Genomic DNA, 16,643 nt, shown 5'->3' on the forward strand with positions numbered 1-16,643 from the left:
TGTTGAATTTAAATAAAGTTAGGAGATTAACGCCTAACTTTACTTAATTGAAAACAATTGAATAGTGATTAAGAAGATTTTTGTTCTACGGTATAACCTTTATTTTTGAGTAAGGCAATTAAGCCCTCTTTACCAAACAAGTGTCCAGCTCCTACTAAAATAAACTCTTTGTTTTTATTCTTGAATAAATCTTCTATTTTAGGCACCCAGTTTTTATTACGATGAGTGAATAGCGCGTTATACGACTTTTCATCTGATTCTATAGCAGCGATATTAATCAAGTTTTCTAACTTAATTGCGTCTCCTATTCTCCATGCGTCTAAGGTTTGTTGGAAAAAATCAGTAAAGCTAGAATTCAATTCTAAATTAGCTTCAATAAAATCGTCTTCGTATCCCTTACCTAAGTTGCTTAGCATGTTAAATTGCATTTCAGCGGTTTCTAAATAATGGATGCTTTTTTTATCTGCTATGGCGAGCTCTTCAAAATAAGCATCAACACCTGCGCCTGATATATCAGCTTTTTGTAATTCAATTAGTGCCATTATTGAAATAACAAAGCCGGGCTTAAAGCTGGTAAATTGGTGCACATTACTGCCAATACTGTCGAAGTAATTGGTTAATAGTTTGAAGGTGTTGGGTTTTAATATGCTTTCTAAAGTTTGGCCATCGCTGTAGCTCATTTGAGCGATCATTGCTTGTTGCGCAGCTGCATCTGTTGGGTCTGGCAGCTGTGCTTCTAAGACAATGAGGTCGGTATTTTTATAAGCTTCAAGAAACTCTTTAGGCAGAGGGAACTCTGATTCAGGTAGCACGTGAATAGTGCCACCAATAAATACGTGATCGTTGTCTTTCGACACTTTCCACACCGAACTGTCAGCCATAGCTGTAATAGATAAACTATAAAACGTAACTGTTGTTAATAAAGTGAGTATGTATTTTTTCATATTATTTATTCTTATTGAGCATTTCTCGTAAGTTAGCGACACCCATTTTGGCTGTAGCCTGTTTTTGTTCGTTACTTTTTTTAGCTTGAGTTAATTCCCAGCTCAAATCGTCTTGCGGCAATTCATGTAAAAAGCGACTGGCTTCTGTTCTGGCCACTTCACCAAATTGTCTGCGCTCTCTTGCATAAGTAAAAATAAGTTCTTTTTGCGCCCGAGTAATACCTACGTAAGCCAATCTACGTTCTTCTTCTACATTACCTTCATCCATACTGGTTTGGTGAGGTAGTAAGCCTTCTTCCATACCAATTAAAAATACGTAAGGAAACTCTAGCCCTTTTGATGCATGCAATGTCATTAATTGCACTTGGTCTGAGTCGTCTTCGTCTTCGCTACGTTCCATCATATCGCGCAAGGTTAAACGCGTGACTACTTGTGGTAATGTCATAGGGTCTTCGTTTTCGTCACCTTCTAACATTTGTGTAACCCAACTGAAGAGTTGAGTCACATTTTTCATACGCATTTCAGCTGCTTTAGCGCTTGGCGAAGAATCGTATAACCAATCTTCGTAATTAATTTCTCGTACAGCAGATCTTAAAACCGCTGCGGTATCTCCTCGTTCAGCATGATCGGCTGTTTCAACAATCCAACGAGTAAAGCGTTGTACACTCGCTAAACCACGGCCAGTGAGTGTTTGTTCTAGCCCAAGCTCGAAGCTAGCTGCAAACATACTAATTTGGCGCATGTTGGCGTAACTACCTAGTTTTTCTAAGGTTGTTGGTCCTATTTCGCGTCGAGGTACGTTTACAATACGTAAAAAAGCGTTGTCGTCGTCAGGGTTCACTAAAACACGTAGGTACGCCATCATATCTTTAATTTCAGATCTTGAGAAGAATGATGTTCCGCCACTGATTTTGTAAGGAATACGGTTAGTCATTAATGCTTTTTCAAGTAAGCGAGATTGATGATTACCACGATATAAAATGGCGTAATGTTTAAATTTAGATTTATTTAAAAAGCGATGACCGATCAGCTCACCGACAATACGCTCAACTTCGTGTTCTTCGTTTTTGGTTTGCACAACCCGTAATTCAACGCCGTAATTAAGCTCACTAAATAGTGCTTTGTCGTATACATGAGGATTATTCGCAATCAGTATGTTTGCACACTTAAGAATACGGCCACTAGAGCGATAATTTTGCTCTAATTTGATCAACTTAAGCTCAGGGAAGTCTTCCCCTAATAACACTAAATTTTGTGGTTTAGCGCCACGCCACGAGTATATTGATTGGTCGTCGTCGCCAACTACGGTTAATAAGCCTTTTTCACCGGCAATTAATTTAACTAATTCGTATTGGCTGGCGTTGGTGTCTTGGTATTCATCTACCAACATGTACTGAATTTTTTTACGCCAGCGCTCACGTACTTCAGGGTAATTTCTTAATAAGAGCGTAGGGATTAAAATCAGATCATCAAAGTCTAACGCGTTATAGGCTTTCATATGTTTTTGATATTCAGCATAAAACTCTGCATACATGATGGTGTCGGCATCACTTGCGCTTTTAATTGCTGCGTCAGCCAGTTGCAGTTCGTTTTTCCAATTTGAGATCATTGACTGTAACTTACTGAGTAAATCTTTATCGCCCCCAAACTCATCTTGTGTCAGTTCTTTTAATAGCGCTAGGGTGTCTTGATCGTCAAATAGAGTAAAGCCCGGCTTGTAGCCTAATGTTTTTATTTCTTTTCTAACAATATCTAAACCGAGAGAGTGAAAGGTTGAAACAGTAAGACCACGAATTAAATCTTTACCTAGCAATTTGCCGACACGCTCTTTCATCTCTTTAGCGGCTTTGTTGGTAAAGGTAACAGCGGCAATGTTACGTGCTTTATAGCCACACTTTTCAATAAGGTAGGCGATTTTTTTACAGATAACCCCTGTTTTTCCACTACCAGCACCTGCCAATACTAAGCAAGGTCCACTTACGTATTTTACAGCTTCATTTTGTCCGGGGTTTAGTTTCATTATCTTTAACGATTTCTGGGGCTATTCAAAAGAGGCGACGATTTTATAACAAATTTTTTAAATAAGCCGAATATTTTTAGTCTCAATCGTTAAAAATGTTTACAATAGTAAAATAAGCAACTTAAGTTAAAGCCAAATAAGGCTAAGAGTTTAAAATGATTAATGCTAAAAAAATTGAAGAAATTGCTCAGCAAGTATCAAATGCTATTCCTGCAGGATTAAAAAATGCAGCGAGCGATTTTGAAGAGAAAACGAAAACGGTTTTACAACGTAAATTAGCCGAGCTTGATGTAGTAACGCGTGAAGAGTTTGATGTGCAAACACAGGTGTTAATTAAAACCAGAGCTAAGTTAACTGAATTAGAAGCTAAGCTCGCTGAAATTGAAGCGAAGTTAGCTGAGTAATGTGTTTGTTATTAGTTTTAAAGCCATAACTCACTTAGCAAGCTATGGCTATTCAACTAATGTATTTTTCTATTGAGTAAAATAAAGAGAAAAGCTAATCGGTACTGCGTTGCTAATGCTAGGTAACACGGCTAAAGCTTTTAATTTTTCTACACCTGCAACTAAATTAAAATCGTTTGCTTGAATAATAATAGGTTTTAAACTGTTAACCATTATATTGTTGTTACCTAATTTTATTACCTGTACTTGGGTTGTAACCGTTTTCTTTGCACCATGTAATGCTATTTCACCGGCTATTTCGATACGAGCAACTTCTCCAACATTCAGTTTTTCAATGACTTGATTATCAATACTTGTGGTAAAGCTGGCTTTAGGAAATAAATTTGTTTCAAAAAGAAATTTCTGCATTCTTTCATTTCGAATTGGAATGTTGGTTTCAACGCTACTTAAATCAATGGTTAAATTAACTTTACCTTTAGGTGATATAGCGCCTTTTAGTTGAGTAAACTGATGAACTTCTGTGGCACTATTTTTTTTAGTTGTTACGAAGTTAAATTGAGATTTATCATTCGCTAATTGCCAATTTGCTAAGCTTGGCAGAGTAAACAATAATCCGATTATTAATGTAAAAATACGCATTTTTTTTCCTTAATTTTTAGCTGCTGCTAATTGTTTAGTGTGGGTTAATAAGTTTATATCGCCTAGTTTACCATGCCCAGGAATAACAATTTCAACTTGTGGATATTTTAATAGCACTTTCTCGACTGAAGATGGCCATTGTTCTATTGAAGCTTCACCTGTATAGCCTAACCCCTGAGTTTGTAAACTACGAATAAAGCAACCACCAAATAGTAGTTTAGATTTAGGTAGCCATACGACTAGGTTATCTATTGTATGACCGCCACCCGGATAAAATATTTCAATTAATCCATCTTCTAACTGAAAATTAGGACCTGTAAATGAATGACTCGCTAGTGTTTGTTCTTTTTTGGCTAATAATTCGTTCGTTAATGTAGACGCATAGGTTGGAATGTTTTGTTCATTAAGCCATTTAATACCTGCCGTGCGATCTTCGTGCGAGTGGGTTGATATACTTGCCGCAGGTTTATAACCTCGTTTCTCTATCCAGCCAACTAATGTTTTTGTATCTTGTTCAGACCATGGCGTATCAATAATAAAGGCTTTTTTCTCATGGAATATAACTAGTCCATTTGAACTCATTAACCCAAAACCGTCTACGTTTTGAAATGATTTATATAGATAGGTGTTAGGAGCTATTTTATTGATTTTTAATTCAGGTAGTGCCTCTTCTGCATGAACCGAAAAAGTGAGTAGTAAGGTATAAACGATTAACAATAGTTTCATGGCTTCTGATGTCCTATCAATTATATGGAAGTTTTATATTAATACTGAGTCGTTAGTGAATTATTGTTCTAAAATAAGCGTGTTACGACCTTTTTTTTTCGCTTGTTTTAAGGCGTTGTTCGCTATTTTAATGAGGGATTCAAGTGAGTTTTCTGTGTTCATCGTTGTTGTTCCAATACTAATGCTAAAACGTGTTTGTTCATCTTGTAATTGCACATTAAATTGGCTAACGGCTTGTTGTAAATTAAGTAATTGATCTTTGCCATTTTCGACACTTTCAGCTGAAATGAATACCGCAAATTCATCACCACCTAATCGAGCGATAACTTGACCTTTAAAGTGTTGTTTAAGTAATTTAGATAACTCAATTAATATTTTATCTCCCATGGCGCTACCATGTTTTTCGTTAATGCTTTTAAAGTTATCGATGTCGATCACAGCCAAAATATTTGTACTTAAATCATCTAAAGAAAATTCTAGTGCTTCGCCTACTGTACTCATAAAATGTCTATGGTTTAATAACTCGGTTAAGTAGTCTTGATTTGCAGCGAGTTTAATCTTTTCTAAATATTGAAATTTTTCAATATGCTGCATAATGCGACAATAAAACTCTTCAGGACATAAAGGTTTTTGTAAAAAGTCGTCTGCGCCATTTTTAATAAATCGGGCTGAATTAATATCTTTTCTGGTACCTGAAATACCAATAACAATAAGCTCATTATTTGAATACTGCCTTCTTATTTTTTGTAGAAGCTCAATACCACTCATGCCTGGCATTTCATGATCGGTAACAACAATTTTAATTTCTGGGTTGCTGTGTAATATTTTTAAGGCGTTGGCACCGTCAACGGCTATATGAACAGTAAAGTTTCGACGCTTTAATAGTTGCGCGGTATGATTTCTTGATGTTAAGGAATCGTCGACGACTAAAACGCTAATGTTTTTGTTGGTGAGTTGATTGTGTAAAACACGTAATAGGTAATGATAAGCCTGTGCATTTTCTTTAGTTATGTAGTCAATAACAGGTAAGTTAAGAATTTTTTTACGTGTTGCATCATCCATTCTACCTGTCATCACGATACTCGGTATTTTATGTTGTAAAACATAAGGGATAGCTTCACCATTAGGGGCATCAGGTAAAGATACATCCACGGTTGCAGCAAAAAACTTGGGGTTAGTTGCAAGAATACTTTTAACTTGTGCGAACGATTTAGCAATAGTAACTTGGTAGCCTAACGAAAGCCCTATACGTTCAATAACTTTGGCTATAGATGAACTGTCTTCAATAACGAGTAATTTGGGAGACACAATAATCCTATGTTTTTACGTAAATAAATAACCTGAACTCTGGTTAAGCTATTTTACTCAGTAACGCTATTTAAGCGCCTATCTGCGTTTTTTTACTTCCAATAACCCGTTATTGGTACGCAAAAATGCTTTGATATACTCTTAAGTTTCATCACTGAGCTTAATTGTCTTATAAAAACTCAAGGTATACTAAGTGCTTTTTATAAATATTTATTATAAATCAAAACATTATAAAACCCGTTAACCAAAGTTCAGGTTAAATAAAATTTTCCACTTGTTTTGGCATAATATTTATATTGAAAATTAAGGTAATAATATCATCTTTAAGTATTTTTTAAGTGTTTTTTGCACAAGATATACGATATGAAATGTTGGCAATTAAACTTGAATTTTTATACTTTCATCGGTTGTATTTTTTTATAGGTTAAACTGCGCCATAACCATTCCATTGGCCCAAAGCGGTAGTGGCTCAACCACCATTTTGAAAAAACGAGTTGGCCTGTAATAATTCCAAAAACAAGCAGCATTTGTGGCGCACGTGAAATTTCACCATATTGTCCACCTGCATAGCCATAAAAAATACTGGTTAAGATAACTGAATGCATAAGGTAGTTAGTTAACGCCATTTGTCCCATAGGTGCAAATACCGATAATATACGTTGCCATTTTTGTTTATTCAACGCAAAAACTACCAACCCTAAATATCCTGCGGCCAGAGTTAGTTGCGCAATATAAAAGAGTATTTCTCCTGCACCTAACAATACAAAAGAGATGCTCGCAGCAGGATGTTGAATAATTAAAAGGCTAGCAACATTTAACGGAATACCTGCAAGTAGACCCACTCGCGCTAACGTTTTGAAAAAAGTTTGATGTTGCTGGTGTTGCGTGATTGTTTTGGAAATAACCAACCAAAAACCTAAAATGAATATTGGGATCAGCACCGCTAAGGTGATAAGTGGTGAAAACATGAGCATAACGCCAGAAAAACTTATTCTATATTGAGTTGCTTCCCAGTAGCTACCTTCTGTAAATGCTCTGTTTTCTTTATCAATATCTGCTTGTGCATCTAAGCGGTCTTGTATGGCTGTGGCAATTGTTTCTGCTGTTATTTCTTCATCTGTAAGTTCTACATGTTCAGTTTTTTCGGCAGGTTTAATAGTTGTTTCATTCGTTATTTCTGTTGATGTAGTACTATCCATTTCACTTTTACTAGAAAATTTTTGTTCAACCAGCGTATAAATATCAAGTTCACTTTTCCACATTTCTTGAAACTTTGCATCGTTGAATACGGTGCCAAATATAATGCCCGCTAAACTGGTCAGAAAAATTGGCACAATTAACCAAGTTAACCCTAACTTAAGATAAGACTTAGGCTCTTGTGATTTTTTCTTTCGTACTAAAAGTAATAAAATAAAACCTGCGAAAGCATAGTCATGTAAAATATCGCCACCCCATATAAATATCATGTGGGCGATACCTATGAGCAAAAGTACAAACATACGACGAGAGAACCATGCACCAAATGGACGATCCATTTCTTTAGCACGCAGTAGCATAACAGCGAAGCCCATGCCAAAAATAAGCGCAAATAACTTATAAAACTTGCCTTCAACAAAACAACGGATCAACCAACCGACAGCGTGATCTACGCCTGTGAGTGATGTGTCTTGGCCACCTAATGAAATTATTGCACGGTTAAACCATTCAATATTCATTAGTAAAATACCAACTAAACATAAGCCACGCAGAATATCTAATGCATCAATACGTTTATTTTTTTCTAATGGTTGTATAGGTAATGTTTCTTGAGGGGAGGTGGTGATTTGGCTATTGTCTGGACTAACTTGCATTCTGAATGATCCTTATTCTTTTTCCATACAATAAACTAATCTGACGATAAGTTAAAAGAATAAAATGTAAAAAGCCACTAGATTTAGTGGCTTTAGTTCTTGATCTTTAGTCCTTTTAACTCAGAAAAGCTTTATACGCTTCGTTGTTCGTTTCTTCTTGGCATTCATAGCCTAATGCTTCGATATGTTGAAAAAAAGCATCTTGGCTATCGTTAGCTACTGAAAAGCCCGCAAGCACTTGTCCAAACGCTGCACCATGATTACGATAATGAAATAGCGTAATATTCCAATGTTCACCAAGGGTTTCTAAAAATTTTTCAAGAGCTCCCGGATATTCTGGAAATTCAAATCTAAAGATACGTTCTTGTAAAGGTGGTGTTGATAAACCACCTATCATGTATCGCACATGTAATTTAGCGAGTTCGTTTTCTGTTAAGTCAGTAACGTTATAACCTTTTTGGTTTAAATCTGCAGATAGCTGCTGGCGTTCATCAGGTTCTCCCCCTAAACGAACACCCACAAATATGTTTGCATGAGTTTTGCTTTGATCAGACTCGACATACCGATAGTTAAATTCGGTAATCACTTTACCACCAATCGCCTTGCAAAAGTTTTTAAAACTGCCTTTTTCTTCAGGGATTGCCACAGCAAAAACGGCTTCTTTTTGCTCACCTAGTTCACAACGTTCAGATACATAACGCAAACTATGAAAGTTCATGTTAGCGCCTGACAAAATAGCAACTAGGTTCTCGTTTCCTTGGCTTGTTTTACAGTATTTAGTAATACCTGCTAACGATAAAGCCCCTGCGGGTTCGGCAATTACGCGCGTTTGTTCAAAAATGTCTTTGATTGAAGCGCATATTTCGTCGGTTGTTACCGTAATAACGTCGTCGCAATATTGTTGAATTAGCTTAAAAGTATGCTCACCAATACGTTTTACAGCAACACCATCAGCAAATAATCCTACTTGCTCTAGGTCGGTAGGTTCACCTGCTTCCATCGCGACTTTTAAACAGGCAGAATCTTCAGCTTCAACGCCAATGACTTTGATACTAGGCTTTAACTGTTTTAAGTAAACAGCCATACCGGCAAGTAGACCACCACCGCCAACAGGTATAAAAACAACATCTATTTTAGATAGTTGTTGTAGTAACTCTTTGGCTACGGTGCCTTGTCCAGCAATAACATCAGGATCATCAAAAGGATGAATAACTGTTTTTTTTTCGTCAATGGAAAATTGCTGTGAAGCGAGTTGAGCTTCGTTGAAGCTTTTACCTATCAAACGCACTTCTGCACCAAAACGACGCACATTATCCACTTTAATATCTGGTGTGGTAATTGGCATGACTATGGTCGCTTTGATGCCTAGCTTATGTGCAGCAAGTGCTAGGCCTTGAGCATGGTTACCCGCTGAAGCGGCAATAACACCATGAATACTTTGTTCTTCTGATAAATGAGAAAGCTTGTTATAAGCGCCTCTTAATTTAAAAGAATGAACAGGTTGCTGATCTTCACGTTTTAAATAAATCGTATTATTTAAACGAGTAGACAACTTGGTTAATGGCGTTAAATCAGTTTCAACAGCAACATCATACACAGGCGCTAATAAAATTCGACGTAGGTATTCTAAGCCGATTTCACTTTGGGTTTTATTAGCAAATGCCTGCGTCATTATTCTTCCCCGTCAAGTAATGCTCTGTTACGCACTGCGCCTTTATCAGCACTTGTTGCTAACATTGCGTAGTTTTTCAATGCGTAGCTGATTGGACGAACACGATCAACAGGTTTCCAAGCGCCTTTGCCTTTAGCGTTCATAGCCGCGCGACGTGTTTCAAGCTCAGTTTCAGATACTTGTAAAGTAATTTGGCGGGTAGGAATATCAATATGAATGATATCGCCTTGCTCAACTAATGCGATAGTGCCACCATCAGCTGCTTCAGGCGATACATGTCCAATAGATAAACCTGAAGTACCGCCAGAGAAGCGACCATCAGTTAATAAGGCACAGGCTTTACCTAATCCCATCGATTTTAAGTAAGTGGTTGGGTATAGCATTTCTTGCATACCTGGACCGCCTTTAGGACCTTCATAACGAATAACAACCACTTCGCCAGCAACAACTTTACCATCTAAAATACCCGCTACTGCTGCATCTTGGCTTTCAAAAATATGTGCAGGACCAGTAAATACTAAGTTATCGTCAGAAACACCTGCGGTTTTAACAACACAACCATCAACAGCAATATTGCCTGAAAGTACGGCTAAACCACCTTCGGTAGAAAAGGCGTGTTCAATACTACGAATACAGCCATTTTCTCTGTCTTCATCTAATGTATCCCAACGACAATCTTGACTAAATGCTTTCGTGGTACGAATGCCAGCAGGACCTGCGCGGTAGAATTTTTTAACATCTTCATCGTCAGTGACTTTAATGTCGTATTTAGCGATAACATCAGCAAGTGAAGTACCTAAAATATTTGGGACATCTGTTTTTAGTAATCCTGCGCGTGATAATTCACCTAAAATAGCAATTACACCACCAGCGCGATGCACATCTTCCATATGATATTTAGGGGTCGACGGTGCAACTTTACATAACTGTGGAACGAGGCGAGACAGTTTATCCATGTCTTCCATGGTGTAATCTATTTCTGCTTCTTGAGCTGTCGCTAATAAATGTAAGATAGTATTGGTTGAACCACCCATAGCAATATCTAAACACATAGCGTTTGAGAACGAATCTTTGTTAGCAATATTACGAGGTAATGCAGACTCGTCGTTATCTTGGTAATAACGTTTTGTTAGTTCAACAATTTGTTTGCCCGCTTTTAAAAATAATTGTTCACGGTCAGCATGTGTTGCCAGCATTGAACCGTTACCCGGTAAAGCTAAACCTAATGCTTCTGCTAAACAGTTCATTGAGTTTGCTGTGAACATACCTGAACAAGAACCACACGTTGGACAAGCTGAGCGTTCTACTTGATCAGATTGCTCGTTAGATACTTTTGGATCTGCACCTTGGATCATGGCATCAACTAAATCGAGTTTGATGATTTGATCTGAAAGCTTTGTTTTACCTGCTTCCATAGGGCCACCAGAAACAAAAATTACTGGGATGTTTAAACGCATTGCTGCCATTAGCATGCCAGGAGTTATTTTGTCACAGTTTGATATACACACCATAGCATCAGCACAATGGGCATTTACCATGTATTCAACTGAATCAGCAATTAAGTCACGTGATGGTAAGCTGTAAAGCATGCCACTGTGACCCATAGCAATACCGTCATCAACGGCAATGGTATTAAATTCTTTGGCAACACCACCGGCTTCTTCAATAGCGCCAGCAACAAGTTGTCCCATGTCTTTTAAATGTACATGACCCGGAACAAATTGTGTAAATGAGTTAACAACAGCAATAATTGGTTTTCCGAAATCACCATCAGTCATCCCAGTTGCACGCCAAAGCGCACGAGCGCCAGCCATATTACGGCCTTGAGTCGAAGTTGCAGATCTTAATTTAGGCATAATTTTGTATCCAATTGTATCTATCGTAAGGTATTTTTAAAGTTTATATTTCTTCATATAAGCTTTGTAAATGATGTAATGTTTCTGTAGTGAGTTACTATTAAGGTTCAGTATTTATTACGTATTATTGTCAACACTGACGCTTTTTATATCGATTAATTTATTAATTTGATCAACAAGTAACTCAATAGGACGTTCACTTTTTACCATTAAGTGGATTGTACCTATGTTTGTGCCTGTGTTCACATCAGCACTAATACCATCAATCAAAAATCCACGGTAGCGAGTTACTTGTAAAATGCGTTCTAATACAACTTGTTTGTCATCAACGGTGATGGTTAATTGGTAATTATTCATCTATATGCTCTCCATCATTTTGTCGTTGGCTGTATTAGGCGGTACAAGTGGCCAAACATTATCTTCTGCATCAATTTTAATTTTTAATAAGTAAGCACCATCGTGATCTAACATTTCAGCTACAGCAGCCGTTACTTCACTTTTCTTAGTGATTTCTTTTGCTTTAATATCAAAAGCATTAGCTAACATAATAAAATCAGGGTTATCTGATAAATCAGTTTCGCTTAAGCGACCATTAAAGAATAGGTCTTGCCATTGTCTTACCATACCTAACTTAGCGTTATCGATGAGTAATATTTTTACAGGCAATTGGAAGCGTTTAATGGTTGCTAATTCTTGTACGTTCATCATAAATGAACCGTCACCCGAGACAGCAATAACACAGTCTGTAGGTCGACTAACTTGTGCACCAATAGCAGCAGGTAAGCCAAAACCCATTGTGCCCATACCACCACTGGTTAAAAAGTCACTTGGGTCGTTAAATAACATGTGTTGTGCGGCCCACATTTGGTGCTGGCCAACATCCGTAGTTACACAAGTGTTTTTAGGCATAGTGTCGCTAATTTCTTTTAAAACTGCTGGTGCGTAAATCTTTTCACCGGGGTGATCATATCTCCAACCATTATCAGCTTTACTTTGTTGACATCGTTTCTGCCAGTCTGCAATTGATAATGGTATAGCTAATGCAGGTAGGTTAATCTTTAAATCACCTAATATTGCTGCATCAGCTTTACGACGTTTGTTGATTTCTGCGGTATCTATATCAAAATGAATAACTTTAGCATTAGGTGCAAACTCATCAAGCTTACCAGTTACACGGTCATCAAAACGAGCACCTACCACAACTAATAAATCTGACTCTTGTACAGCAAGGTTTGAAGCCTTAGTACCATGCATACCTAGCATGCCTAAGTAATTCTCGTTTTCAGGATCAATTGCCCCTAAACCTTTCAGGGTTGATACACATGGCATCCCTGTTTTGTTACAAAACTCACGTAATTCATCAATGGCGTTTGCCATACCAACACCACCACCTACGTATAAAATAGGCTTTTTAGCTTTGCTTAATAAGCTGATAGCGTTAGTAACATCTACTGGAGGAAGTTTTACTTTGTTGGGTAATTGCGATAAATCATCAAGACTACAATTGATTTCAGCCAATTGAATATCTTTAGGAATATCAACTAAAACTGGACCTTGTCGACCTTCAAGTGCGATAGCAAATGCTTGATGGAGTACAGAAGCTAAATCATTAATATCAGTAACTTGGAAAGAGTGTTTAGTACACGCAAGCGATAAACCAAATACATCGATTTCTTGGAATGCATCAGAGCCCATAGCGGCTGTAGGTACTTGGCCTGTAATTGCTACAATAGGAATTGAATCTGCTAAGGCATCAGCAAGACCTGTAATCAGGTTAGTAGCACCAGGGCCAGAGGTTGCCATACAAACCCCCACTTTATCAGATGCTCTTGCATAACCAACGGCAGCAAATGCAGCACCTTGTTCATGCCTACATAAATAATGTTCAACTTCGCTGTCATACAAAGCATCGTAAATGGGCATGATGGCACCACCAGGGTAACCAAATACGTGCTTTACACCGTGCTCTTGTAAAACGGCAAATAATAATGAACCACCTGTGTGCTTTTGATCGCTAGCCATGTTTTTTAATCTATTCAAATAGTATCCACTTGCTGATCTGTTAAAAGAAATTTAAGTGAATATTGTTTGAATAGCATTCTCCAGTGTTAGTTTGAATTAAAGGTTATTTTACGTTTAATGAGCATTATATTGATAACTCTTAAACGATAAAGACCCCCGGTTCTTTCGAAGCGAGGGTCTGTTTATCTGTGTGTTGCTTTATTTTAGCTCAACGAAAACCCCTGCGACGATTTAATAATAATCACCACGACGAGAAGGTTAATAATCACTGAGTTTAGTTTTTGCATTTTTGGTTAATTTTCTTGAATAATTGTTTATGCATTTCTTTACGAAATAAAGCAGCCTATTTAAATTAGTACCATAGCTTAATGGCTTTGAGCAAGCTTTTAATTAGAGCTTTTTGAAATACTCACTGGTTGATCTGTTATATGGCCTTTCCAAACTAGCGCTTTTTTAAGAGATATAAAAATACATTGAAAGAGTAAATATCAAACAATTGTTGTTGCTTTTTTGTTAAATGAGTAAACTGGATCCAGAACAGAATAATAAAAAAGGATTTTGTATGTCGCTTGCTTGTGTTTATAGCCGTGCTCGTTTTGGTCTTGAATCACCTTTGGTTACCGTTGAAGTACATTTAGCTAATGGTTTACCCGCTTTTAATATTGTTGGCCTCCCTGAAACATCGGTTCGAGAATCTAAAGATCGTGTGCGCAGTGCTATTATTAATTGTGGTTACGAGTTTCCGGCCAAAAGAATCACCATAAATTTAGCACCAGCAGATTTACCCAAAGAAGGTGGCCGTTTTGATTTGCCTATCGCGATAGGTATTCTTGCTGCTTCAGAGCAATTGCCCGCTGTTGATTTATCTGATTATGAATTTGCTGGTGAGCTATCGTTGTCGGGCGAGTTACGATCTATTATCGGTGAAATTCCTATGGCGATGGCAAGTTGTGAAAGTAAACGCACTTTAATTATTCCTAAAGCAAACGCGGAGCAAGCCAGTTGGGTTAAACAAGCAAAAATTCACGCGATAGATCACTTAACACAGCTTTACCCACATTTTTCTCGTCAAATTACATTACCTTTGGTTGAAGAAAAAGAGTTTGCTTGTGCCCAATCAGTAAAAACTGCACTTGATATGGCTGATGTTATTGGCCAGCCATTAGCCAAAAGGGCATTAGAGATCGCAGCCAGTGGCGCTCATAATCTACTTTTTGTGGGGCCGCCGGGCACAGGAAAAACTATGTTAGCGAGTCGATTGCCTGGTATTTTGCCACCCATGACAGAGAAAGAAGCGCTAGAAGCTGCTTCTATTCAATCGATATGTCATCAAAATATTGATGATAGCTCTTGGTTAACAAGGCCTTTTCGAGCGCCACATCACACAGCATCGTCAGCGGCATTAGTAGGCGGTGGCAGCCAACCTCAACCGGGTGAGATCTCTTTAGCTCATAATGGCGTTTTATTTTTAGACGAACTGCCAGAATTTGAAAGAAAAGTGTTAGATGTACTTAGAGAGCCAATGGAGTCAGGTGAAGTGTGCATTTCAAGAGCTCTGCAAAAACAAACATTTCCTGCAAAATTTCAGTTGATTGCGGCAATGAACCCAAGCCCTACAGGATTTTATAACGACAACCGCAGTACACCTGAACAAGTGTTACGTTACCTAAATCGTTTATCAGGTCCATTTTTAGATCGCATTGATATTCAAATTGAAGTAGCGCGTTTACCACGAGGTATGTGGGCTCAAAATGAACAAAAAAGTGAATCAAGCGAAACGATTCGAGCGCGAGTTGCTTTGTGTCGTGACGTACAAATTGCTCGCCAAGGTATTGCCAATGCACATTTAGGCAGTGCAGAAGTTCGTCAGTATTGTAAATTAAATACGCAAGATAACGAATTTTTAGAGCTAGCTGTTGAAAAGTTAGGCCTGTCGACAAGAGCTCATCATAAAATTTTAAAAATAGCGCGTACGCTAGCTGATATGGAAGGCATGGAAAATATTAATAATTCACATATTACAGAGGCCTTGTCATACCGAGCAATGGACCGAATAATAAAACACTTAACGCAACAAGTGAGTGTTTAGATTGACGAAATAAGTATTACAGCAAAGTATCAAAGAATGCTTTAACTAGAGGTTGTTCTTTGTTTTGATTTAAACAACATATGCCTAGTTCGAACGGTTCAATCTCGCCCGCGTTAGGCAAGTACTGTACTCGGTCTTTTACCGGACTATTCTCTACAACCACTTGCGGCACTATACCCACACCACAACCTAAGGCGACCATACTCACCAAGGCTTCATGTCCTGAAACCGTTGCGTAAATGTTTGGCTTACCTTGTTGTTTCTTACGATACCAATATTCAAACCGTTTTCGGGCTGGGCCATGTTCGGGCAAGATAATTGGAATATTTGACCACGATAAAATATCTTCTTGAAGCAACTGCTGTACTTTACAGCTCATGGTGGGGGCTATGATCGATAACGGAATACGCGCTACTTGATCAAAGTGGAAAATACGCGTGAGACTTTCAGGCTTTGCCGCAATGGCAATATCAACCGCTTGATGTTCAAGTTGCTCAAATGCGTCGGAAGCATCACCTGTGGTTAGCATAATTTCTACTAACGGATTTTGTTCACGAAACTTATCAAGTAGAGGCGGTAAATGACTGTATGCCGCGGTAACTGAACAGTAAATATGAATTTTTCCTTTGAGTGTAGTTTGTTTTTGCTCTAACGATAAGGTAAGTAAATGCCATTGTTCAATTTGTTGTTCAGCATAATTTTGCAGTTGTTTACCTGCTTCGGTGAGTACAACTGTGCGGTTATCGCGGTGTAAAACATCACAGCCAATTTCAGTTTCAATACGCTGAATAGATCGACTCAGGGTTGATGGACTAACATGATAGGCTTCAGCTGTTTTACCGAAGTGCAAACTTTTAGCTAAGTGGCTAAACATTTTCAGCGATTTAATATCCATCTTACCCTCAAAATAATATGACATTGAAAGGGTGTTGCATAAAACGCAACACTCCAGTGTAAATATATCACTTTAAGCAACGTTCGTCATAGCTTAATATCGCATTATGGTCAGAAACACTGACAATTTATCTGTTAATTACATTTAACAATTCTATTTATTATCACTATGCAATAGTGCTCGGGTAAACATAATGTTTACGTCGATTGAGGAGAGCA

At 37.8% G+C, this 16,643-nt stretch carries 13 protein-coding genes; 2 read left to right on the top strand and 11 right to left on the bottom strand.

The genetic code is table 11. The features are described from left to right. Window positions 1-68: 68 nt before the first annotated feature. Window positions 69-944: a TraB/GumN family protein gene (locus B0X80_RS09730; protein ID WP_077339868.1), complete on the bottom strand. Its 876-nt coding sequence runs from the start codon at window positions 942-944 to the stop codon at window positions 69-71. Between the two features lies 1 nt (window position 945). After that, window positions 946-2,964: a DNA helicase Rep gene (gene rep, locus B0X80_RS09735; protein ID WP_077339869.1), complete on the bottom strand. Its 2,019-nt coding sequence runs from the start codon at window positions 2,962-2,964 to the stop codon at window positions 946-948. A 155-nt stretch (window positions 2,965-3,119) separates the two neighbouring features. On the opposite strand from rep, the gene ubiK reads away from it, so the two are divergent. Further along, window positions 3,120-3,368 (top strand): ubiquinone biosynthesis accessory factor UbiK, encoded by a 249-nt coding sequence (gene ubiK, locus B0X80_RS09740; protein ID WP_077339870.1) that lies wholly within the window; start codon window positions 3,120-3,122, stop codon window positions 3,366-3,368. A gap of 69 nt (window positions 3,369-3,437) precedes the next feature. Here the strand turns inward: ubiK and B0X80_RS09745 are convergent, their stop codons facing one another. From B0X80_RS09745 to ilvG, 8 genes are all read right to left on the bottom strand, one after another. Further along, window positions 3,438-4,007, bottom strand: coding sequence for a YceI family protein (locus tag B0X80_RS09745; RefSeq protein WP_077339871.1), 570 nt, complete (start codon window positions 4,005-4,007; stop codon window positions 3,438-3,440). A 9-nt stretch (window positions 4,008-4,016) separates the two neighbouring features. Next, on the bottom strand, window positions 4,017-4,733 hold the full coding sequence (gene blaDIM / locus B0X80_RS09750) for a DIM/SIM/IMP family subclass B1 metallo-beta-lactamase (RefSeq protein ID WP_077339872.1): 717 nt from the start codon (window positions 4,731-4,733) through the stop codon (window positions 4,017-4,019). 60 nt (window positions 4,734-4,793) lie between these two features. Further along, window positions 4,794-6,041, bottom strand: coding sequence for a GGDEF domain-containing response regulator (locus tag B0X80_RS09755; protein ID WP_077339873.1), 1,248 nt, complete (start codon window positions 6,039-6,041; stop codon window positions 4,794-4,796). 392 nt (window positions 6,042-6,433) lie between these two features. Beyond that, window positions 6,434-7,891 carry a DUF418 domain-containing protein gene (locus B0X80_RS20575; protein WP_077339874.1) on the bottom strand — a complete coding sequence of 486 codons (1,458 nt, stop codon included), beginning with the start codon at window positions 7,889-7,891 and terminating at the stop codon, window positions 6,434-6,436. A 115-nt stretch (window positions 7,892-8,006) separates the two neighbouring features. Continuing rightward, complete coding sequence (gene ilvA / locus B0X80_RS09765) at window positions 8,007-9,563, bottom strand: threonine ammonia-lyase, biosynthetic (RefSeq protein ID WP_077339876.1); 1,557 nt, start codon at window positions 9,561-9,563, stop codon at window positions 8,007-8,009. Continuing rightward, window positions 9,563-11,419, bottom strand: coding sequence for a dihydroxy-acid dehydratase (ilvD, locus tag B0X80_RS09770; protein WP_077339878.1), 1,857 nt, complete (start codon window positions 11,417-11,419; stop codon window positions 9,563-9,565). The genes ilvA and ilvD overlap by 1 nt, the downstream gene beginning before the upstream one ends. Before the next feature lie 117 nt (window positions 11,420-11,536). Next, on the bottom strand, window positions 11,537-11,776 hold the full coding sequence (gene ilvM, locus B0X80_RS09775) for an acetolactate synthase 2 small subunit (RefSeq protein ID WP_077339880.1): 240 nt from the start codon (window positions 11,774-11,776) through the stop codon (window positions 11,537-11,539). Further along, a complete protein-coding gene (ilvG, locus tag B0X80_RS09780) occupies window positions 11,777-13,441 on the bottom strand; it encodes an acetolactate synthase 2 catalytic subunit (protein WP_077339882.1) in 1,665 nt (554 codons plus the stop codon). Between the two features lie 562 nt (window positions 13,442-14,003). On the opposite strand from ilvG, the gene B0X80_RS09785 reads away from it, so the two are divergent. After that, the gene (locus B0X80_RS09785; RefSeq protein ID WP_077339884.1) at window positions 14,004-15,530 is read left to right on the top strand and encodes a YifB family Mg chelatase-like AAA ATPase; all 1,527 of its coding nucleotides are present in this window, start codon (window positions 14,004-14,006) and stop codon (window positions 15,528-15,530) included. A 16-nt stretch (window positions 15,531-15,546) separates the two neighbouring features. Here B0X80_RS09785 and ilvY read toward each other — a convergent pair whose 3' ends face one another. Next, window positions 15,547-16,425, bottom strand: coding sequence for an HTH-type transcriptional activator IlvY (gene ilvY / locus B0X80_RS09790; RefSeq protein ID WP_077339886.1), 879 nt, complete (start codon window positions 16,423-16,425; stop codon window positions 15,547-15,549). Window positions 16,426-16,643 lie beyond the last annotated feature (218 nt).

Source organism: Pseudocolwellia agarivorans (genome assembly GCF_002000085.1).
Taxonomy (GTDB): Bacteria; Pseudomonadota; Gammaproteobacteria; order Enterobacterales; family Alteromonadaceae; genus Pseudocolwellia; species Pseudocolwellia agarivorans.